20 protein-coding genes are annotated in these 19,671 nt (G+C 64.9%); 12 read left to right on the top strand and 8 right to left on the bottom strand.

All coding sequences use genetic code 11. The features are described from left to right. The first annotated feature begins 133 nt into the window (after positions 1-133). Together A8G08_RS04415 and A8G08_RS04410 are read left to right on the top strand one after the other, a co-directional pair. A complete protein-coding gene (locus A8G08_RS04415) occupies positions 134-1,264 on the top strand; it encodes a phosphotransferase family protein (RefSeq protein WP_068270643.1) in 1,131 nt (376 codons plus the stop codon). A gap of 11 nt (positions 1,265-1,275) precedes the next feature. Next, on the top strand, positions 1,276-2,391 hold the full coding sequence (locus tag A8G08_RS04410; RefSeq protein ID WP_068270640.1) for an Rv3169 family protein: 1,116 nt from the start codon (positions 1,276-1,278) through the stop codon (positions 2,389-2,391). Between the two features lie 168 nt (positions 2,392-2,559). Here the strand turns inward: A8G08_RS04410 and A8G08_RS04405 are convergent, their stop codons facing one another. After that, entirely contained in the window at positions 2,560-3,561 is a 1,002-nt protein-coding gene (locus A8G08_RS04405; protein WP_068270637.1) for a TIGR03617 family F420-dependent LLM class oxidoreductase, read from the bottom strand. A 148-nt stretch (positions 3,562-3,709) separates the two neighbouring features. On the opposite strand from A8G08_RS04405, the gene A8G08_RS04400 reads away from it, so the two are divergent. Continuing rightward, entirely contained in the window at positions 3,710-4,123 is a 414-nt protein-coding gene (locus tag A8G08_RS04400) for a Zn-ribbon domain-containing OB-fold protein (RefSeq protein WP_068270632.1), read from the top strand. A gap of 19 nt (positions 4,124-4,142) precedes the next feature. Next, positions 4,143-5,288, top strand: a complete 1,146-nt coding sequence (locus A8G08_RS04395; protein ID WP_068270629.1) for a thiolase family protein — start codon at positions 4,143-4,145, stop codon at positions 5,286-5,288. Between the two features lie 303 nt (positions 5,289-5,591). On the opposite strand, the gene A8G08_RS04390 is transcribed toward A8G08_RS04395, so the two are convergent. Beyond that, complete coding sequence (locus A8G08_RS04390; RefSeq protein ID WP_068270626.1) at positions 5,592-6,233, bottom strand: class I SAM-dependent methyltransferase; 642 nt, start codon at positions 6,231-6,233, stop codon at positions 5,592-5,594. Then, on the bottom strand, positions 6,230-7,210 hold the full coding sequence (locus A8G08_RS04385) for an NAD(P)/FAD-dependent oxidoreductase (protein ID WP_084435939.1): 981 nt from the start codon (positions 7,208-7,210) through the stop codon (positions 6,230-6,232). The genes A8G08_RS04390 and A8G08_RS04385 overlap by 4 nt, the downstream gene beginning before the upstream one ends. Positions 7,211-7,287: 77 nt before the next feature. On the opposite strand from A8G08_RS04385, the gene A8G08_RS04380 reads away from it, so the two are divergent. Both A8G08_RS04380 and A8G08_RS04375 read left to right on the top strand, forming a co-directional pair. Next, on the top strand, positions 7,288-7,881 hold the full coding sequence (locus A8G08_RS04380; RefSeq protein WP_068270623.1) for a helix-turn-helix domain-containing protein: 594 nt from the start codon (positions 7,288-7,290) through the stop codon (positions 7,879-7,881). Positions 7,882-7,962: 81 nt separating this feature from the next. After that, the gene (locus tag A8G08_RS04375) at positions 7,963-8,478 is read left to right on the top strand and encodes a lytic polysaccharide monooxygenase auxiliary activity family 9 protein (protein WP_068270619.1); all 516 of its coding nucleotides are present in this window, start codon (positions 7,963-7,965) and stop codon (positions 8,476-8,478) included. 2 nt (positions 8,479-8,480) lie between these two features. Here A8G08_RS04375 and A8G08_RS04370 read toward each other — a convergent pair whose 3' ends face one another. Next, positions 8,481-9,539, bottom strand: coding sequence for a TIGR03857 family LLM class F420-dependent oxidoreductase (locus A8G08_RS04370; RefSeq protein WP_068270616.1), 1,059 nt, complete (start codon positions 9,537-9,539; stop codon positions 8,481-8,483). Between the two features lie 53 nt (positions 9,540-9,592). Further along, a complete protein-coding gene (locus tag A8G08_RS04365; RefSeq protein ID WP_068270613.1) occupies positions 9,593-10,822 on the bottom strand; it encodes an amidohydrolase family protein in 1,230 nt (409 codons plus the stop codon). A 140-nt stretch (positions 10,823-10,962) separates the two neighbouring features. On the opposite strand from A8G08_RS04365, the gene A8G08_RS04360 reads away from it, so the two are divergent. The 3 genes from A8G08_RS04360 to A8G08_RS04350 all read left to right on the top strand — a co-directional run bounded on the left by A8G08_RS04360 (position 10,963) and on the right by A8G08_RS04350 (position 13,990). Beyond that, the gene (locus A8G08_RS04360; protein WP_068270610.1) at positions 10,963-11,571 is read left to right on the top strand and encodes a TetR/AcrR family transcriptional regulator; all 609 of its coding nucleotides are present in this window, start codon (positions 10,963-10,965) and stop codon (positions 11,569-11,571) included. A 297-nt stretch (positions 11,572-11,868) separates the two neighbouring features. Further along, the gene (locus A8G08_RS04355; RefSeq protein WP_068270607.1) at positions 11,869-13,146 is read left to right on the top strand and encodes a cytochrome P450; all 1,278 of its coding nucleotides are present in this window, start codon (positions 11,869-11,871) and stop codon (positions 13,144-13,146) included. Positions 13,147-13,153: 7 nt separating this feature from the next. Beyond that, a complete protein-coding gene (locus A8G08_RS04350; protein WP_068270604.1) occupies positions 13,154-13,990 on the top strand; it encodes a mycofactocin-coupled SDR family oxidoreductase in 837 nt (278 codons plus the stop codon). A 94-nt stretch (positions 13,991-14,084) separates the two neighbouring features. On the opposite strand, the gene A8G08_RS04345 is transcribed toward A8G08_RS04350, so the two are convergent. Continuing rightward, positions 14,085-15,263, bottom strand: coding sequence for an acyl-CoA dehydrogenase family protein (locus tag A8G08_RS04345; protein WP_068270602.1), 1,179 nt, complete (start codon positions 15,261-15,263; stop codon positions 14,085-14,087). Positions 15,264-15,391: 128 nt separating this feature from the next. Here A8G08_RS04345 and A8G08_RS04340 point away from each other — a divergent pair, with 128 nt between their 5' ends. Continuing rightward, positions 15,392-15,898, top strand: a complete 507-nt coding sequence (locus A8G08_RS04340) for a TetR/AcrR family transcriptional regulator (RefSeq protein WP_068270600.1) — start codon at positions 15,392-15,394, stop codon at positions 15,896-15,898. 169 nt (positions 15,899-16,067) lie between these two features. After that, complete coding sequence (locus tag A8G08_RS04335) at positions 16,068-16,523, top strand: thioesterase family protein (protein ID WP_169823261.1); 456 nt, start codon at positions 16,068-16,070, stop codon at positions 16,521-16,523. Between the two features lie 22 nt (positions 16,524-16,545). Here A8G08_RS04335 and A8G08_RS04330 read toward each other — a convergent pair whose 3' ends face one another. Together A8G08_RS04330 and A8G08_RS04325 are read right to left on the bottom strand one after the other, a co-directional pair. After that, a complete protein-coding gene (locus A8G08_RS04330; protein WP_068270599.1) occupies positions 16,546-17,073 on the bottom strand; it encodes a hypothetical protein in 528 nt (175 codons plus the stop codon). A gap of 62 nt (positions 17,074-17,135) precedes the next feature. After that, positions 17,136-18,341 carry a cytochrome P450 gene (locus A8G08_RS04325; protein ID WP_068270596.1) on the bottom strand — a complete coding sequence of 402 codons (1,206 nt, stop codon included), beginning with the start codon at positions 18,339-18,341 and terminating at the stop codon, positions 17,136-17,138. A 135-nt stretch (positions 18,342-18,476) separates the two neighbouring features. Here A8G08_RS04325 and A8G08_RS04320 point away from each other — a divergent pair, with 135 nt between their 5' ends. Then, on the top strand, positions 18,477-19,661 hold the full coding sequence (locus A8G08_RS04320) for a phosphotransferase family protein (RefSeq protein WP_068270593.1): 1,185 nt from the start codon (positions 18,477-18,479) through the stop codon (positions 19,659-19,661). The last annotated feature ends 10 nt before the right edge of the window (positions 19,662-19,671 follow it).

The following is a 19,671-nucleotide window of genomic DNA, read 5'->3' as shown; positions in this document are numbered from 1 at the left end:
GCGTTTCAATTTCCGCCGGAAAACTACTGACAAGCGCCCATCGGTTGCCATACGTTCGAGCGACACGGGCGCGGAGCCTGCGGAGCCGCCCCCGCCTACCGAGAGTCCAAATTTCAGTTGAGGGTGAGTGTCTGTGGCTTCTGATCCGACCATCGAAGATGTCGACCGACTGCAACGCTCGAGTCGCGATGTCACCACATTGCCGGCCCAGCTCGGGCGCTGGCTGTCGACCGTCCTGCCCGGCGGAGTTACGCCGGATGTCACTGTCGAGAGCGGGATCGACGCGACCGGCATGTCGTCGGAAACCATCGTGCTGTCCGCGACCTGGCTAGAGGACGGCGAGACCGTCGAGCAGAAGTGGGTGGCGCGCGTAGCCCCGTCCGCCGATGACGTCCCTGTCTTCCCGACGTACCGGCTCGACCACCAGTTCGAGGTGATGCGCCTGGTCGGGGAGCACACCGATATCCCCGTCCCGAGGGTCCGCTGGCTCGAACCGACCGGCGACGTCCTTGGCACGCCGTTCTTCCTGATGGACTACGTCGAGGGCATCACCCCGCCGGACGTCATGCCGTACACGTTCGGCGACAACTGGTTCTTCGACGCACCCGTCGAGAAGCAGCGCGAGTTGCAGGATGCGACGGTCGAGATTCTCGCCAAGCTGCACGCCATCCCGAACGCGACCAGCACGTTCTCCTTCCTTGCCGAGGACGACGAAAGCAAGTCGGCGCTACGCCACCACGTCGACTGGGTGCGCGCCTGGTACGACTTCGCGGTCCCCGATATCGGCGCCTCGCCGCTACTCGAACGGGCCTTCGCCTGGCTCGAGGACCATTGGCCTGCCGACGCGGACGCCGCAGAGCCCGTGGAGCTGTGGGGCGACGCCCGAGTGGGCAACGTGCTCTACCAAGACTTCCAGCCGATCGCGGTCCTCGACTGGGAGATGACCACACTCGGCCCACGCGAGTTCGACGTGGCGTGGATTATCTTCGCCCACAAGGTATTCGAGTCGCTGTCCGGACTCGCAGGGCTGCCCGGACTCCCCGGCGTCCTGCGTGAGGAAGACGTGCGCGCCACCTATGCCGAACTGTCGGGAGTCGAACTCGGCGACCTGCGCTGGTTCTACGTCTACTCGGGAATCATCTGGGCGATCGTCTTCATGCGTACCGGCGCGCGCCGGGTCCACTTCGGTGAATTGGAGAAGCCCGAGGACGTCGAGTCGTTGTTCTATCACGCCGCCCTGCTGAAGCAGCTGCTCGAAGACTAAGGAGAACCGTAATGCTTGGTCCTGCAGACGAATTCCCGATTCATCAGATTCCGCAGCCGATCGCGTGGCCGGGATCGTCGGATCGCAACTTCTACGATCGCAGCTACCTCAACGCCCACGACCGGACCGGTGACATCTTCCTGATTACCGGAATCGGCTACTACCCGAACCTCGGAGTCAAAGACGCCTATGTCCTGATCCGCCGCGGCGACACCCAGACCGGCGTGCACCTGTCCGACGCCATCGATCAAGACCGGTTCAATCAGCGCGTCAACTCCTATCGGCTCGAGGTCACCGAACCGCTCCACAAACTGCGGGTGGTGATGGACGAGACCGAAGGCATTGGCCTCGACCTGACCTGGAACGGCCTGTACGACGCCGTGCAGGAACAGCCACATGTGCTGCGTTCCGGCAACCGAATCACGTTGGACGCTCAGCGTTTTGCCCAGCTCGGGTCGTGGGAGGGCACGATCTCGATCGACGGTGAGGACATCACCGTCGACCCGGCGGTGTGGCTGGGTAGCCGCGACCGGTCGTGGGGTATCCGGCCGATCGGCGAAGCGGAACCTGCTGGGCGCCCGGCCGATCCGCCGTTCGAGGGAATGTGGTGGCTATACGTACCGATGGCCTTCGAGGACTTCGCCGTGGTGATGATCATTCAGGAGGAACCGAGCGGCTTCCGTTCGCTGAATGACTGCACCCGAATCTGGAGTGATGGCCGGGTGGAACAGCTCGGCTGGCCGCAGGTGCAGATCCACTACACCTCCGGTACGCGGATTCCCTACGGCGCGACCATCTCCACGACCACCCGTGACGGCACACCCGTCGTGCTCGAGGTGGAGTCGAAGCTGCCGGTGCCGCTGCACCTCGGCGGTGGGTACGGCGGAGACGCGGACTGGCTGCACGGCATGTGGAAGGGCGAGAAGTTCGTCGAACGACTGAGCTACGACCTCACCGACCCTTCGGTGTGGGGGCGGGCGATGTTCGGCATGGTCGACCACGTCGGACGTGCGGTGTGCCGCGACGGCGACGGCCCTGCGAAGGAGGGCTGGGGGCTGTTCGAACACGGCGCGCTCGGCCGGCACGATCCGTCCGGGTTTGCCGACTGGCTCACCGTGGCGCCCTGACGCCTAGTATCACTGACACGTCGGCACCCTGATTCAGTAACGGCCCGGAGATAACAGCCGGGTCGCGGCCTGAATGTGCATCCGGCAAACTCGACGCGCCCAACGAGGTGCCGACGTGACAGCACAAACCGAAACGAGCCCCGCGGCAACGGGAGCTGACCTCGAAGCTCAACTATCAAGGGCAGCAGTAATTTCCGCGAACGCATCGATTCCAATCGGTGACGGCTGATACAGACAGATGCGCTCGGAGATGCCATCGACCCGATCGCGGACATGCGCCGCAACCTCTTTCGGGGTTCCGCACGCCACGATCGTGCGCAGCACCTCGTCGTCGATCAACCCGCCCATTTCCGCCCAGCGACCCTGCTTGGACAGCGCGTGGAGTTCGGGTTGCAGGGCCTCCCAACCATGCGCCGCGAGCACCGGAACGTAGGCGGGGGTCGATCCGTAGAAGGCGATGAGGGTGCGCGCCGAGCCCAGGGCGCGCTGGTATTCCTCTTCGGTCGTCCCGGTGGCGACGATGATTTCCGGGAGGACGGCAAAATCTGCTTCACCCCGACCGGCCGCGTCGAGACCGTCGCGGACCCGCGGCATGACGTGCTCGTGCAGGTACCGCTTGGTGCCGAACGGCATCACCAGCAGTCCGTCTGCACTCGCAGCAACGGCCTTGGTCAGTACCGGACCGAGCGCACCGACGTAGATCGGCGGTGGCCCATAGGGATTCGATCCGGGCGAGAACGTCGGCGTCATGAGGGTGTGCCGATAGAACTCCCCGCGGAAGTCGAGACGTTCCCCGGTCTCCCAGGCGTGGAAGATCGCCCGCAGCGCGGCGACAAGTTCGCTCATGCGTGCCGCCGGGCGGTCGAAATCGGCGCCGAACCGCTTCTCGATCTGGGTACGTATCTGCGTGCCTAGGCCGAGGAAGAATCGGCCCTCGCTGAGCAGTTGCAGGTCATTGGCCTGGTGAGCCAGGTGAATCGGGTTGCGCGGGAACGCGATCGCAACGTTCGTCAGGAGGTCCAGCCCACCCACCGTGGCCGCGAGGGTCAACGGAGTGAAGACGTCGTGCGGGCCCTCGAACGTGAACACGCCGCTCGCGCCGGCCTCGCGCAGCTGTCGGGATCGCTCGATCGCTTCGCCCGGCCCGTAGATCGCGGTCATCACCTGCATGGCAAGAACCTAGCCGAGCGCGTGGTCCAGACATCCGATCTCGGCAGCCCGGGTCTCGCCTTCCTGCGAGAATGCCATTTCCGCAAACGGAAACGTGTTGTACGCTGACGCAGAACCGGCTGTTGACCGATGGCGAAGGAACGCTGATATGCAGAAGGCGCTGGCGCCCCAGATTTCCACCTGGCCCGATGAGAACCCGCAGCTCATCGGCAGTGAATGCGGGAAGTGTGGGGCCACCCTCTTTCCCGTCCAGGACCGCTGCGCCAAGTGCAGCAGCACCGAGATGTCCGAGGTCAAGCTGCCGCGTCGCGGCACCGTGATCGCGTGGACCACGCAGGGCTTCCCGCCCGGTGCGCCCTACGCGGGCCCGACCGGCAAGGATTTCGTGCCGTTCGGCGTCGGACTTGTCCAGCTCGGTGACGTCGTCCGCGTCGAGGGCCGGCTGACCGAGAACGACCCCGAAAAGCTGAAGTTCGGCCAGGAAGTCGAGCTGATCATGGTGCCGTTCACCACCGACTCGGAGGGCAACGAGATCATCACGTTCGCCTTCCAGCCGGTCTAACAGGAGAGGGCATTCAGATATGACCAACGACGTCGCCATCATCGGTGTCGGCCTGCACCCGTTCGGCCGGTTCGACAAGACCGCCATGGAGATGGGCGCAGACGCCATCGGCCTCGCACTGGCGGACGCCGGCCTGGAGTGGAAGGACATCCAGTTCGGCTTCGGCGGTAGCTACGAGGTCTCGAACCCCGACGCCGTCACCCGCCTCGTCGGGCTGACTGGCATCACCTTCACCAACGTCTTCAACGCCTGCGCCACCTCGGCGAGCGCGATCCAGCAGACCGCGGACACCATCCGGCTCGGCAAGTACGACATTGGTATCGCGATCGGCCTGGATAAGCACCCGCGCGGCGCGTTCACCGACGACCCGGCCAAGCTGGCCCTGCCGCAGTGGTACGCCGAGAACGGGCAGTTCGTCACCACGAAGTTCTTCGGCATGAAGGCGAACCGCTACATCCACGAGCACAACATCTCGCAGGCGACGCTGGCGAAGGTTGCGGCGAAGAACTTCCGCAACGGCGAGCTCAACCCGAACGCGTTCCGCCGCAAGCCGATCTCCGAGGAAGAGATCCTCAACTCGGCGGTGCTGAACTACCCGCTGACGCAGTACATGTTCTGCGCGCCGGATGAGGGTGCGGCCGCGGTCATCATGTGCCGCGCCGATATTGCACACCGCTACACCGACAAGCCGGTGTACGTGCGCGCCTCCGAGATCCGGACCCGCACCTTTGGCGCCTACGAGGTGCACGCGACCTCTGCTCCGCTGGACGAGGACGTATCGCCCACCGTGTACGCCGCGAAGGCTGCCTACGAAGCGGCCGGTATCGGGCCCGAGGATGTCGACATCGCGCAGCTGCAGGACACCGACGCCGGTGCCGAGGTCATCCACATGGCCGAGACCGGGCTGTGTGCCGACGGCGACCAGGAGAAGCTGCTGGCCGAGGGCGCGACCGAGATCAACGGCTCGATCCCGATCAACACCGATGGTGGCTTGATCGCCAACGGTGAGCCGATCGGCGCATCCGGTCTGCGGCAGATGCACGAGCTGGTTCGTCAGCTGCGTGGCGAGGCCGGCGAGCGCCAGGTGCCCGGCGAGCCGAAGATCGGCCTCGCACAGGTCTACGGCGCACCCGGCACCGCATCGGCGACCATCCTGTCGCTGTAAGTCAGTACGACAAAAACGCTCGGCGCGACTATCCGGTCGCGCCGAGCGTTTTTGCGTTCGGTCGGTTCCGGACCGCAAACGAGTGCAAAACTCGTAAACGGGCGCAAAACTTCGTCCCCACGAACACAATTCGCACCCAGGAAGGGTGCCCAAAACGGGTGTAAAACTCGTAAACGGGTGCAAGACTTCGCCCCTACGAACACAATTCGCACCCGCGAAGCCCGGTTAAACCTGGTCGAATTGTGTACCCGGGTGCAAAACTTCGGCCCCGTATGCAAGTTTTGCACCCGCGAAGGGGGTCAGTTAGCGAGCGGCAGTGTTCCGCGCCACCAGGATCGCGTCATCGAGCGTGTGCTCGTGACCATCGTGGCCTGTGACCGTTCGGGTTCGTTCCCCGGCGAAGACGATCTCCCAGCGATCGGGATCGAGCGCTGCACCGAGTTCAGCAGCAGACCGGAAGACCATCGGCGCCCGCTCGTCGCGGTGCTTGTGGTCTCCACCCGGCTGATGGTCGACGAGCAGCAGCGTCCCGCCCGGTGCGACCGCGGCCGCGAGCCGTCCAACGAACTCGGTATGCGATCCGGTGGGATGGACGTAATGGCTGCAGACCAGCTCGAATTCTCCCACCGGCTCCGACTCGGTGAGATCGGCTCGCTGCCAATCGATCCGGGCTGCGACAGCGGGATCGAGCACCTCGGCCCGTTCGCGCGCCAACTTCAGTGCGCCCTCCGCGATATCGGTCGCCGTCACCTGCCAACCACGCTCGGCAAGCCAGATCGCGTCCGAACCGACGCCGCACCCGGCGTCGAGGGCCCGACCGGGAACCAGGTCGGCGGTGTACTCGATCAACTGGGGATTTACGCCGGCACTCCCCATACCGTCCGCGTAGCGCTGCTCCCAGAACTCACGGTCGAAGACCGGGTGGTCGTGCTCGTGTGCCGTCATGCCATCACCCCCGCGCGGGCTGCGACGGCACGGCGGGTGTCCGCCATGACGAGGTCGGCGTTGAGCGCAGCGGCCGCGAATGTACCTGCGGCAGCGGCAGTTCCGACCTGCGCCATGATGTCGCTGATATTGCCTGCCGCCCACACACCGGGCGACTCGGTGCGTCCCATTGGGTCTGCGGGAATGTACTCGCCCATGCCCGACGGATGCTCGATCGGCTGGAGCCCAAGTGCGGCAAGCAGTCCCGCACGGGCGACCATGCGCGGTGCGACCACGAGCACGTCGCACGCGACCCGCGTACCGTCCGCGAGGAACACCCCACGCAGCGCGCCATCGACCACGTCGAGTCCGGCAACCTCACCGTCTACGACCCGAATATCGCGCGCAGCCAACTGCTCCGCTTCCTCGGTATCCGGCCCGTCAATCGTGTGCGTGAGCAGCGCGGTGTTCTCGCTCCACTGCCGCAGGAGGAGCGCTTTGTGTACGGCCATCGGCCCGCTCGCCAACACCGCGATCGCCTGATCGCGATGCTCCCACCCGTGGCAGTACGGGCAATGGATCACGTCGTTACCCCAGCGCTCGCGGATGCCCGGGATGTCGGGGAGTTCGTCGACGAGGCCCGTGGTGACAAGGATTCGCCGCGCCCGTACGGACCGCCCATCGGCAAGCCCAACGGTGAAGTCGTCGTCGCCGTTGGCATCGGTGCCCCGCGCCACCTCCGTGACCCGAGCATCGACGACCGATCCGCCGTACTGGCGAACCTCGGCCCGGCCCTGTTCGAGCAGTTCGGCGGGTGCGATCCCCTCTCGGCCCAGCAGTGCGTGCACACCCTCGGCGGGTGCGTTGCGCGGCTCGCCGGCATCGAGCACGACCACCGATCGGCGGGCCCGCGCCAGCGTCACTGCGCCGGCCAACCCCGCGGCGCCGCCGCCGATCACCACCACGTCATACTCGTCGCGCAATTCGTCGGTCACCATGACCACCTCCTGCAAACAGGATGACCACTAATCACTCAGAACGGCAAACAAGTTTGCCAATGTGGCAAACTGGGTGCATGACAGACAGCATCGATGAAGCACTCGACGCGGTCGGTCCCCGGCTGCGTGCGCTGCGCAAACAACGCGAGACCACACTGGCCGAACTGTCCGCGACGACGGGTATCTCGGTGAGCACCCTGTCCCGCCTCGAGTCCGGCGAACGACGACCGTCGCTCGAGCAGCTGTTGCCGCTGGCACGGGCGCACGGCGTCACGCTGGACGAACTCGTGGATGCGCCTGCGACCGGCGACCCCCGGATCCACCTGCGCCCGGTGACCATGCACGGGATGACCATGCTGCCGCTGACCAAGCGGGCGGGCGGGATCCAGGCCTACAAGCTGGTCATCGCGCCCGACAGCTCCCGGCGCGAGCCGGCCCCGAAAACGCATGAGGGCTACGAGTGGCTCTATGTGCTCAACGGGCGGCTCCGCGTCGTCCTCGGCGAGCACGACATCATCCTCGCGCCGGGCGAGGCTGCCGAGTTCGACACCCGCGTTCCGCATTGGTTCGGCGCAGCCGACGACGAGCCGGTGGAGTTCCTCAGCCTGTTCGGCAAACAGGGCGAACGCGCTCATCTGCGCGCCCGCCCCGCGTCACGCAAGACCGACTAACTCACGGTAGGTCTTGACGGCTCCTTCTAGCACGTGTTCTAGTTCCTCGCGCACGTCCCGGGGTCAACGTGAGGAAAAGAAATGCACGCGAAGTCGAAGATCGCTCTTGCCGTCGGCGCACTGGTCGCCCCAGTTGTCGCCCTGAGCGTGCCGGGCATCGCGAGTGCCAACGAGTACATTTCCAACCCGCCGAGTAGGCAGGCACAGTGCGCGGCCGGAACGGTTGGCTGCGATTCGGTCCAGGGCGAGCAACTGAGCGTCGAGGGCCCGAAGGGACTCACCGACTGCAGCGGCGGCAACGAACGATTTGCCGAACTCAACGACGACTCCAAGGAGTGGAAGGCCACCCCGGTAGGCCGCATGCAGCAGTTCGCGTGGAAGGTGTCGGCGCCACACAAGACCAGCAGCTTCCAGTACTTCGTTGGCGGCAGGCGGATCGCCGAGTTCACCGAAGCCGGAAAGGAAGTCGGCATCGAGACCGTGACTCACACGCTGGACTTCGGCAACCTGACCGGCAAGCAGAAGGTCCTGGCCGTGTGGAACATCGAGGACACCGCAAACGCCCTCTATAGCTGCATCGACGTCAACGTCAAGTAGCTTCACGCCCCCGCGGGGACCGCGCGATAGGCCTTGACGACCGGTTCCAGCTCGTCGGGCGTCGACCCGTGCATGATCAATGCGTCTGCGCCGTAAGCGAATTCCTTACGTATCCGGTCCACGCACTGCTGTGCCGATCCGGTCGCCGAGGGTTCGAGCCATTCCTCGGGGATCAGGGTTGCGATGTGCTCGATCTGGTCGGCTGTCGCTTTCGCGTCGATTCCGCCCGGGATCGAAGTCACCACCGGGTCTTCCCGGAAGCGTTGCAGCACAGCCGGATCCCACTGGTTGGTGTTCACCAGCAGGTCGCCGTAGCCCTGCAGATAGGTGGCGAGGCGGGCGACAGTCTTCTTCAGCCGTACCTCTTCGGGCAGATGGTCGCCGACCGTCGCGAAACAGGACCACACTCGCACGCTGTCCGGGTCGCGGCCCGCCAGTTCGGCCGCGTCCTTCACGGTCTTCACGCACCGCTGCAGGGTTTCGGGCGTGAAGTACGTGTGCAGGATGACGTCATCGAACATCCGCCCACCCAGGGCGAGGGTCTGCGGCCCGAACGCCACGAGCCCCAGCCGGATGTCTTCGCGGAAGTCCGGATCGAGAAACAGCACCTGGTACTTGCCGATCGGTCCGTCGTGGTTGAAGATCACCTCGCCATGCCACAGTTTCCGCATCACCTGCGCGAAGTCCTCGAGTTGCGCGGTGGTCACCGATGGCACCCCGAACGCCTTGTACATCGCGGCGACACCGCGGCCGAGCCCGAGCGTGAACCGGCCACCGGAGAGTCGGTGCATCGTCGTGGCCCACGAGGCGGTGATCAGCGGGTGGCGGGTGTTGTGATTCGTCGCGGCCGTGGCGATCTGCATCCGGCTCGTCACCGCGCACGCGGCACCGACGAGCGAGGACGCCTCCTTGATATTCCACCGCTCGGAGATGAAAGCGGTGCCGAAGCCGAGTTCCTCACCCTGGCGCGCTTCGTCCATCAAGGACGCCGGGCCGGTGCCGCCCGCACCGGCGAGCAGGTAGTAGCCGAGCTCGTCGAGCACCCGTTCGGTTCCGCTCATGCCCAGATCCCTTCCTTATAGCCGCAGTTGTTAGCCTCGGTGATCCGGAGCGCTCAGGCGCCCGCGAGCGCCGGGGGCTGAGCCGCGGCCGGGTCCGGGTTGGCGATCGGAAGCCCCATGAACCGGCGCGCGTTGTCACCCATGAAGTCGTAGGTGCGCCGCACGTCCATGCCTTCGGCGTAGCGCCAGAAGCCCTTTGGCTCGGGCAAACCCTCCGGATGCGGATAGTCCGAGCCGAACAGCACCCGGTCCCAGCCGACCGTCTCCACCACATCAGCGACAACACCCTCCCAGAACGGGCTCACCCAGATGTTGCGGCGGAACACCTCGAGCGGGTCCTCCGGGAAGTTTTGCGGCATCTTCTTCTGCAGGTCGGCGAGGTCGTGGAACAGCGGATGAATCCACGAGCTACCGCTCTCCACGCTGGCAATGCGCAGCTTCGGGAACCGGGTCAATGTGCCGTGGCAGATGAGACTGCCCAGCATGTCGGCGATTTCGCGGTGACCGAGTACGAGCCAGCGGAACGCGCTCATCGCCATGAAGTTCTGTGTGCTCGGCGGCTCCCATTTGTTGACGTACTCGTCGAGCGGCGGCTGGCTGGCGTGTAGGACGATCGGTAACCCTGCGGCTTCGACGTCGCGCCAGAACGGATCGAACTCCGGCAAAGCCGGTGAGCGCCAGCCGTTGACGCCCTTCACCGGCGCGGGCTTGATCAGCGCGGCGCGCGCACCTCGGGAGAGGATGTAGTCGAGCTCTCGCTGCGCACCCGCCACTTCGGCGCAGTTGATGACCGGGGTCGTGAACACCCGGTTCTCGTAGGCGTAGGTCCAGTGCTCGGCCATCCATTCGTTGAGCGCGTGGATTATCGCCATGGTCAGCTCTGGGTCGTCGGCGGCGGAATGCTCGACGAGGCTGGCCAGCGTCGGATAGACCAGCGCCTCGGTGACGCCCTGCCGGTCGAGTTCCTTCACCCGATCTTCGGGGTTGCGGGTCGCCGCAGGCGCCTCGATGGCTGGTCCCTGCATTTCACGGAGGGTCAACCCCTCGGTGTTCTCGCCGGCAAAGAACTTCTCGTGCGCACCAGGCGCGGCGACGCGTTCGAACGTCGGATTCGGGATGAAGTCTGTGATCCGGTTGTTGATCGCGATCCGCGTTCGCTTGCCGATCTGCACGAACTGCACCGCATGCGCATAGCGCTCGGGCAGGAACTTGGTCAGCGCTTCGGGGGTCTCGTACATGTGCTGATCGGCGTCGAAGATCGGCGCCTCGGTGAACTGAACCATTGGGTCTCCTCGTCCGCACCGCGTTCGTTCGAGATTCGCACCATCTTGACGATAGTGTCAAGAACTACTTGCCTAGCTCCCCATAATTAGCTTGGCCTGCATTAACACATATTGACGCTATCGTCGGATAAGGTCGCTGCGTGACGGTGATCGAGGATGCCCACTCCGGCGACGCACCACTGGGCCGAGCCGAGCGCACTCGCGCGCTGATCGTCGCGGCGACCCGGCAGCTGTTTCTCGAACGCGGCTACGCAGGTACGACCGTCAACGCGATCACCGAGGCCTGCGGGATTTCCCGCGCCGGCTTCTACACCTACTTCAAGGACAAGCGCGAGGTGTTCGGATACCTCGGCGACAGCGCGTATCGCGACCTGCGTGTAGTGCTCGCGCTATGGGACACCTACCCCGAACCGCGCCGACGTTCGGACGTGCGGGACTTCGTGCGGGCCTACTTCGACTACATGGACCGGCACGGTGCTTTTGCCCTGGCCGCATCGTTCTCCGCGCCGGACACCGAGGATTTCCGCCGCGGCAATACGCGCATGCAGACCCGCGTGGCGTGGATCCTCGGCCAGGCGATCAGCGCGGGTTCGGAGCATTCACCCGAGGTCGTCGGAATCGCGGCGCTCGGCCTACTCGACCGGGCCTGGCACACGGTGCAGACCCAGACGATCGCGGTGGACAAGGACGAGATGATCGCGTTCCTCGCCGAAACCCTGTTCGGCATGGGCACCCACCCCGCGCACTGATACGCAACCGCACCCATCCCGCCGCACACTTTCTGTCGAGCCGCACAAGCATTTGCATGCCACCACGTTTGCGAATCGTCAGGAAGTGTGCGGCGAGGGCAGCGCCTCCCCGAAGCGAGCGCGGTTAGGGCGGTGCTGACCTGCGGCTCTTGTTCTCAACTACGTGCGCACATGGGAGGGGTAGGAAGGAGTTCTAGCTGAAGTATTCCTCTCCGCTACCGGTAGTACTATTCTTGCAATTCAAGAACGACGTACTCGCAATGCCGCCGCACAGCCGGCCCCGGTAAGGAGAACCCCGTGACCGACTTCGAAACGGTCGACTATTTCACCGATCCGTCCCTGGTGCCTGACCCGCATCCGTACTTCGACTACATGCGCGCGAAGTGCCCGGTCAGCCAGGAACCGCACCACGGCGTCTACGCCGTGACCGGCGCCGAAGAGGCGAACGTGGTCTTCAAGGACCACGAGACCTTCTCTTCGTGCGTCGCGGTGGCCGGCCCGTTTCCGCCGCTCCCGTTCGAGGTGGTCGGTGACGACATCACCGAGTTGATCGCGCAGAACCGTCACCTGATGCCGATGAACGAGCACATGGTGACCATGGATCCGCCCGAGCACACGAATGCGCGGTCGGTCCTCTTCAAGCTCCTGACGCCGAAGCGGCTCAAGGAGAACGAGGAGTTCATGTGGAAGCTCGCCGACCAGCAGCTTGACGAGTTCATCGCCGATGGCAAGTGCAACTTCCTCGAGGCCTACGCCAAGCCGTTCTCGCTGTTGGTGATTGCCGATATGCTCGGCGTTCCCGAGGAGTACCACGACGAGTTCCGCAACGTGCTCGGCGCGCCTCGCCCCGGTTCGACCGTGGGCAGCCTCCAGAAGGAGGCCGTGGCGATCAACCCGCTCGAGTGGCTCGATGAGAAGTTCAGCGAATTCATCTCCGATCGGCGAGCGAACCCGCAGGACGACATCCTGACCGCCCTCGCCACCGCCTTGTACCCGGACGGATCGACCCCCGAGGTCATCGACGTCGTGCGTTCGGCCACCTTCCTCTTCGCGGCCGGCCAGGAAACCACGACGAAGCTGTTGTCCGCGTCGGTCCGCGTGCTCGGCGACCGGCCCGACGTGCAGCAGGCGCTGCGCGAGGACCGGAGCCTCATCCCGAACTTCGTCGAAGAGTCGCTGCGGATGGACGCACCGGTGAAGAGCGGGTTCCGGTTGGCCAAGAAGGACACCACGCTCGGCGGCGTCGATATTCCGGTCGGCTCTGTCGTCATGTACGCCGCCGGCGCGATCAACCGCGATCCGCGCCGGTTCGAGGATCCGCACACGTTCAAGCTCGATCGCAAGAACGTCCGCGAGCACATGGCATTCGCGCGCGGCGCGCATTCCTGCCCGGGTGGCCCGCTCGCCCGCGTCGAGGGCCGCGTCACGATCGAGCGATTGCTCGACCGCATGTCCGACATCCGGATCAACGAGGAAAAGCACGGTCCGGTCGACGACCGCAGCTACAGCTACGAGCCAACCTTCATCCTTCGCGGCCTGACTGAGCTGCATATCGAGTTCGACGAAAAGAAGTGAGGAACCAATGACGGGACGTGTAGAGGGCAAGGTCGCGTTCATCACGGGTGCGGCCCGCGGCCAGGGCCGCAGCCACGCACTCAAGCTGGCCGCGGAGGGTGCCGACATCATTGCGGTCGACATCTGTAAGCCGGTGGTGGACAGCGCGATTCCAGCTTCCACTCCGGACGATCTGGCGCAGACCGTGGAGCTGGTCAAGGCTCTCGACCGCCGGATCTACCACGCCGAGGTGGACGTACGCGACTACGACGCACTCAAGAGCGCGGTTGACGCGGGTGTGGATCAGCTCGGTCGCCTCGACATCGTCGTTGCCAATGCCGGTATCGGCAATGGTGGCGAACCGCTGGACAAGACGCCCGAAGAAGACTTCCAGGTCATGATCGACACCAACCTGACCGGTGTGTGGAAGTCGGTCAAGGCTGCCGTTCCGCACATCCGCGCGGGTGGACGCGGCGGTTCGATCATCCTCACCAGCTCGGTCGGCGGCCTGAAGGCCTACCCGCACTGCGGTCAGTACATCGCCGCCAAGCACGGCGTTGTCGGCCTCATGCGCACCTTCGCGGTCGAGTTGGGCCAGGAGATGATCCGCTGCAACTCGATTCACCCGACGCATGTGGGCACGCCGATGCTGCTGAACGAGGGCACTTTCGCGATGTTCCGTCCGGACCTGGAGAACCCGGGCCCCGAGGACATGGCGCCGATCTGCCAGATGTTCCACACCCTGCCGATCCCGTGGGTCGAGCCGGAGGACATCAGCAACGCAGTGCTGTTCCTCGCCTCGGACGAGTCGCGCTACATCACCGGACTCACGATGCCCGTCGACGCCGGTAGCTGCTTGAAGTAGTTCGACTGGCGCACGTGGAATGGCCGGCAACAACACGCGAATCGGCTGTTGTTGCCGGCCATTTCCATTCCAGTCGAGCACAGGCATGTCTGCGTCAGATCATGGCGCGAAGGCGTGCCGGCGGATCGATGTCCATGGTGGTGAGAGCCGTTGAATGGTAGATCGTTCCAGGGACATGAATCGCGTGCCCCAATCCAACGTGCGCGTCGCGCCAAAAGCGTTGTAGGGGATTGGTTTTGCGTGCGGCGTTACCACCTGACCTGGCGAAGATCTCATCCGCAGCGGAGACGGCGCGCCACGCACAGCGAATCTGGTCCCGCCGCACCACCGCCCGGTCTTCGAAGGTAATGGGTTTTCCGGCATCTGCCCGGTCGTACAGGCGACTGATCCCGGCAAGCAATTGCGTTCGGGACGCCGCGATTTCGGACGCGGCGTCCGAGATTGCATAGAGGACGTAGGGGTCGTCCTTGATTCTGGTGCCGGTCGCTGCGACACGGTCGCGCTGATAGTTGAGATGGGCAGCGAGTGCCCCCTCAGTGATACCGATGACCGCGGCGGTAATTCCCAGCGGGAACATTGCCCAGAACGGCAGCTTGTACAGCGTTTCGTCGCGGCCGCGCTGCTCTGGATCACCCGACTCCAGTTGGCCGGGATCGATCGTCCGATAAGACGGCACAAAGGCGCGGTCGACAATGATGTCCTTGCTTCCGGTGCCCGACAGACCGATGACATCCCACGAGTCGTCGACGATCGTGTAGTCGGTGCGCGGCAACACCACATGCAGCATCTGCCGCGGCTCGGCCGGAGACCCGTCCGCGGCGCCGACGAGCGCGCCCAGGAAGATCCAGTCGCAATGATCGGTGCCGGAGGAGAAATTCCATTTGCCGGTCAGGACATAACCGCCGTCGACGGGCGTAGCGATGCCCTGGGCCGCGTACGGGGAGGCGATCCAGGTATCGGGATCCTCGCCCCACACTTCGTCTTGTAGGCGGCGGTCCATCAGCGCCATCTCCCACGGATGCACTCCGCCGACGCCACACACCCAACCGGTCGAACCGCATTGGGCGGCCACCGCCATGACCGATTCGGCGAAGTCGCGAGGGTGCGCGGCGTAGCCGCCGAAGTCGGTCGGCTGCAGCATCCGCATCACGCCGGCCTGACGGATCAGCGCCACGCTTTCGTCGCAGAGCTTGCCGAGACCTTCGGTTTCCTCGGCAGTCGATGCCAGTTTCGCGGCGACCTCTTCAACGCGCTCGAGAACTTGATGTGTCATGGCTGTCCTCCTGAAGGGCAAGGCGGTCGGTTCGGCCGACCATCGATTCCCACCGTAGCGGCATCTTGACCAAATGGTCAATCCATATGGTCAAACCATCTGTGCAATTCGTGCAGTAGCCTTTGACCATGGGAAACCGGGAGGACTTGCTGCGCGGCGCCAAGCAGTGCCTCGTCGAACGCGGCTGGTCGAACACGACGGTGCGCGACATCGCCGCCAGCGCGGGTGTCAGTCATGCCGCCATCGGCTACCACTTCGGCAGCCGCGAACGCCTGCTCGTCGAGGCGCTCGTTGAGGAACTCGACGAGCTCGACGCCAGGATGGCGCCCGATGGCCAGTCGGCCGCGGCGGCTGATCGCTGGCGCACGCTGATCGAGTCCTTCACATCCGACAAGGCGCTGTGGCTGTCTCAACTCGAAGCGATCGTCGCTGCCCAGCGCAATGACGAACTGCGCACCCGACTGGCCGAGGGACAGCGCCGAGCACGCGGCGAAATGGGCGGCTCGATCCCGCTGGCGATCCTGATCGGGCTGATGGTTCAGTCGCTCATCGATCCGGACAACGCGCCGTCGGCCGGCCAAGCGATTGCAGAGATGCGAGAGCTGACAAACGAGAGTACGAAGTCTCGGTCGTAAGCCGCTAGCTCGTGTTCGCGGCGGATCGGTGCGCGAGTACGGTCGACCGATATCGTCAATTGCGTTGGCGGACTTAGGGAGAGTCGAGTGGGCGTGGTCAGTTTTCTCAGCCGGAATGGCGATCAGCTCGTCGCGGAAGAACTGGCGGTGAGCCACGGCGGAGGGTCTGATGTCGCCCGAGGGATCGCCCCCACTGTTCAAGAGCGGTGATCGCGACTGGACACATGACTTCGCCGCAAACCAGAACGCGGATCGCAAGACTTCGTGGCAGAGCATGCCTGCCCTCATTGCGGGCGAACCGCTTTCACCATTCCAGCACGCGGCCTTGGTCGGCGATACCACCAACCACGTATGCCACTGGGGTTCTCAGGGCGCCGGCTATATCAACACTGATATGACGCTCACCCTGTCGCGGCTACCCATCGGACACGAGATCGGGCTGCGGGCCGACAATGCGATTGCTGCCGACGGGATTTCGATCGGCACGGCCACCATCTACGACCGGTGCGGCCCCCTCGGCACGTGCGTCGTGACCACGTTGTCCAACGCTCGCCGGCAGGTCGACTTCGCCGTGCCCGTCGATGAGGACGGTATTCCGTTCCGCAGGGACAGGGTCCGCGACTAACTGCGGGCAGGTCGGTCCGGGACTAGAAGCCGATACACTCCGCCGCGAAGTACTCCTCGCGCTCGATGTCGCCGTGCGGAATTGCCGCGGCGTCGAGGGCGTGGCCCTTGAAAGCCTTCGCCGCCAAGCTCATTCGACGAAGAGCCGGACCCGCTGCGGTCCGCATCGTGGGAAGCCCCTCGCCGAAGATCGTCACCTCGATATCGCCGAGCTCGAGCACGGCCGAGAGGTAATCGCGCACCCGTTCGTCGGTTGCCAGCGCGGCAGCCGACACCGCGAGTGCCTGTGGGCCCCGACCGGCGGACGCGATGCCCTGCTCGAACGGCAACCCGGTCACGCCGAGAATGCGCAGCGCCCGGGAGCCTTCTGCGTCAGCGGTGTAGACGCAGACTTCCCAGCCACCGAGCGCCCGATCGAAGAGGGTTCCGCCCGCTGAGGAGATCACCTCCGCGACATCGTGGGCGATCACGTCGAGCCGGTGAGCAGCACGGCTCGCGCCGTTGCGGCGGACCTGCCGGGCGGTGGCCAGTTCGATGGTTTGCGCAGGCATCGATTCCCGTTTCGTTCGAAGGGTGGTCACGGTTTGCGGGTACGTGTTCGCGGTTTAGCGGCTCAACGTCGCACGTGGACAGGGACATTCGAATAGCCGGCAACGCTGGTCATATTCACGCGACGCAGGTTGTCGAAGTCGACCTCGTATTCCGGCATGAAATCGAGCAGATGCTCGAATGCGATCGCACTTTCCATCCGCGCAAGGGCCGCGCCGAGGCAACTGTGGATGCCGTAGCCAAACCCGAGGTTCTGCGCCTGCGAACGGTCGCGACTGATATCGAAGCGGTCGGCGTCGGTGAACGCCCGCTCGTCACGGTTGGCCGACGCCTCGATCAGCATGACCGGCTTCCCGGCCGGAATCGTCGTGCCGTGCAGTTCGACGTCGCGGCGGGTCGATCGCATGGCGTACTGCGCGGGCGCGGCATAGCGCAGCACTTCTTCGATGGCGGACGGGATAAGGGATCGATCCGCGAGCAACTGTGCCCACTGATCTGGATGGCGCGCGAATAGGACCACTGCGGAGCCGACGAGCTTGGTCACCGTCTCCGCACCGGCACCGCCGAGCAGTGTCGCGAAGCCCGCGATCTCGATGTCATCGAGGGTCTTCGACCCTCCGTCGTCGCGTTCGACCTCGGTGGAGATCAATCGGGAAATCATGTCGTCGCGCGGCTCTGCGCGACGGTCTCCGATGACGCCGAAGTAGACCATCGCCGTCTGGATCATCGCGTCGAGGCCCGCCTGGCTCACGCCGATTTCGCCCGGCTGGCGCGTCAAGCTGACGTCCAGCCAGGTCCGAATGTTCTGGTGGTGCTCCTCCGGCACGCCGAGCATCGTGGTGATGACTTCGACCGGGAACAGCGCCGAGAAATCCGCTACGGCGTCGAAGCCGGCCGGATCGACCTGCGACAGGTAGTGGCCAACCAACTGACGGACCAGCGGCTCTTGAGCCTGGATCGCGCGCGGAGTGAACACCTTGTTGACCAGGCTGCGCAACTGCCGGTGGTCGGGCGGATCCATCATGATGATCGAGGGTTGATTGGGCGGGCGGTCCTCCTGGAAGTCCGCCAGCGTGATGCCGTCAGCCGAGGAAAAGGTCTCGAAGTCCTTGAACGCGGCCGCGACATCCTCGTGCCGGCTCAGCGCATAGAAGTCGTATTGCTCGCTGTAGAAAAGGGGCGCTTCGTCCCGAAGGCGCCGGTACGTCTCGTGCGGATCGTTGAAGTAATCCTCGGAGAACGGATCGAAATTCACCTTCGAAATCGTCACCGCGACACCCTTCCGCAGTCGTCTTAGCGCCCGGTTCGGCGCAGAACCTAGCGTGACATTTATGACCCGATCTGTAAAGGTTGGGTTTGCGTCGAAAGGGTGGTCGATTTGAGCGCTAACGCCGGATCCGGATCGATGGCCGCGCGTGCCCGGGAGCGGGCCGTTCCGCTGGTCGCACTGGCCGCTCATCTTGGCCGCGGCGCGGCACGGATCGCCACCGACGGCGTGCTACGCGGCGCGCGGGCGTTCCCGCGCGGGGTGGAAGATCTCGACGCCACGACGCTGTCGGAGATACTGCGGCGACCGGTCGCCTCGGTGACCCGGCTCGGCGGCACCGCCGGTACAACCACGCATGCCCGACTGGCACTCACTGGTGAAGGCGTGCCGAGCACAGTGTTCGTGAAGGTGACGGCCAAGACGCTCGGTAACCGATTCATCGGCGAACTCGCTCGGCTTGCCGAGACCGAAGTGCGCTTTTACACCGAACTCTCCGGTGAGCTTGAAGGCGTTCCGCGCATGCACGGGTCCGCATTCGACTCCGCCACAGGGCGATTCGTCATCGTGCTGGAGGATCTCGCGGTCCTTGGCTGCGAATTCCCCGACACTGTGCACCCGCTCGATCCGAATCGGGCGGCACAACTAGTGGACACACTCGCGCACGTGCATGGCACCTTCTGGGGCCGGTTGCCGGCGGAGGGACACGCCGGTGCGCCACTCGGCTGGTTGCATGCCGGATCGGCAGACCCGAGCGTCCCGCTCGTCGGTTCGATGATGCGGCGATCGGTGAAGAGCCTGTCCGGGAAGACCCCGATCCCGATCGAGACCGGCCGCTTCATCATCGACAACTACATCCCGGTGGCTCGGCTGATCGACGCCGCGCCGCACACCGTCCTGCACGGTGACGCGCACCCCGGCAACTGCTATATCCGCGGTGACCGGGTCGGCCTGCTCGACTGGCAGGCGGTTCGGCGCGGTCACCCCACCCGAGACTTGGCATACACGCTGGTTACCGGGATGACCACAGTCGATCGGCGAGCGCACGAGCGTGATCTGCTCGAGCGATACCGGCACGCTCTCTCCGCCGCGGGCGGCCCACTGTTCGACTACGACGAACTGCGCTATCGCTATCGCCAGGCCGCGTCCTACGCCTTTGTCGCCGCGCTGATCACGGCTGGACTCGGTGGAATGCAGGACGAGGAGATCGCACTCACCGGACTCGACCGCACGGTCGCGGCACTCGACGACCTCGACACCGTCGCCGCGCTACGGGAAGGCCTGCGCGACAGCAGTGTTCGCGCCGATTCAACGCACGAAGTCTGAAAGGGATTTA

Origin of the sequence: Aldersonia kunmingensis (assembly GCF_001646865.1) — a bacterium.
Taxonomy (GTDB): Bacteria; Actinomycetota; Actinomycetes; order Mycobacteriales; family Mycobacteriaceae; genus Aldersonia; species Aldersonia kunmingensis.
The sequence above is the reverse complement of the archived record's forward strand: the minus strand, read 5'-3'. Positions and strand labels throughout refer to the sequence as shown.

Bases quoted from the DNA above. Each gene is read 5' to 3' on its own strand.
- A8G08_RS04365 (WP_068270613.1), bottom strand. From the start codon at position 10,822: ATGGTTCAGTTCACCGAGGCGCCGATCTTCGACGCCGATCAGCACATG.
- A8G08_RS04395 (WP_068270629.1), top strand. From the start codon at position 4,143: ATGACCAACGACGTCGCCATCATCGGTGTCGGCCTGCACCCGTTCGGC.
- A8G08_RS04370 (WP_068270616.1), bottom strand. From the start codon at position 9,539: ATGAGCGGAACCGAACGGGTGCTCGACGAGCTCGGCTACTACCTGCTC.
- A8G08_RS04385 (WP_084435939.1), bottom strand. From the start codon at position 7,210: ATGGTGACCGACGAATTGCGCGACGAGTATGACGTGGTGGTGATCGGC.
- A8G08_RS04345 (WP_068270602.1), bottom strand. From the start codon at position 15,263: ATGACACATCAAGTTCTCGAGCGCGTTGAAGAGGTCGCCGCGAAACTG.
- A8G08_RS04410 (WP_068270640.1), top strand. From the start codon at position 1,276: ATGCTTGGTCCTGCAGACGAATTCCCGATTCATCAGATTCCGCAGCCG.
- A8G08_RS04320 (WP_068270593.1), top strand. From the start codon at position 18,477: ATGGCCGCGCGTGCCCGGGAGCGGGCCGTTCCGCTGGTCGCACTGGCC.
- A8G08_RS04350 (WP_068270604.1), top strand. From the start codon at position 13,154: ATGACGGGACGTGTAGAGGGCAAGGTCGCGTTCATCACGGGTGCGGCC.
- A8G08_RS04400 (WP_068270632.1), top strand. From the start codon at position 3,710: ATGCAGAAGGCGCTGGCGCCCCAGATTTCCACCTGGCCCGATGAGAAC.
- A8G08_RS04405 (WP_068270637.1), bottom strand. From the start codon at position 3,561: ATGCAGGTGATGACCGCGATCTACGGGCCGGGCGAAGCGATCGAGCGA.
- A8G08_RS04375 (WP_068270619.1), top strand. From the start codon at position 7,963: ATGCACGCGAAGTCGAAGATCGCTCTTGCCGTCGGCGCACTGGTCGCC.
- A8G08_RS04330 (WP_068270599.1), bottom strand. From the start codon at position 17,073: ATGCCTGCGCAAACCATCGAACTGGCCACCGCCCGGCAGGTCCGCCGC.
- A8G08_RS04380 (WP_068270623.1), top strand. From the start codon at position 7,288: ATGACAGACAGCATCGATGAAGCACTCGACGCGGTCGGTCCCCGGCTG.
- A8G08_RS04390 (WP_068270626.1), bottom strand. From the start codon at position 6,233: ATGACGGCACACGAGCACGACCACCCGGTCTTCGACCGTGAGTTCTGG.
- A8G08_RS04335 (WP_169823261.1), top strand. From the start codon at position 16,068: ATGTCGCCCGAGGGATCGCCCCCACTGTTCAAGAGCGGTGATCGCGAC.
- A8G08_RS04340 (WP_068270600.1), top strand. From the start codon at position 15,392: ATGGGAAACCGGGAGGACTTGCTGCGCGGCGCCAAGCAGTGCCTCGTC.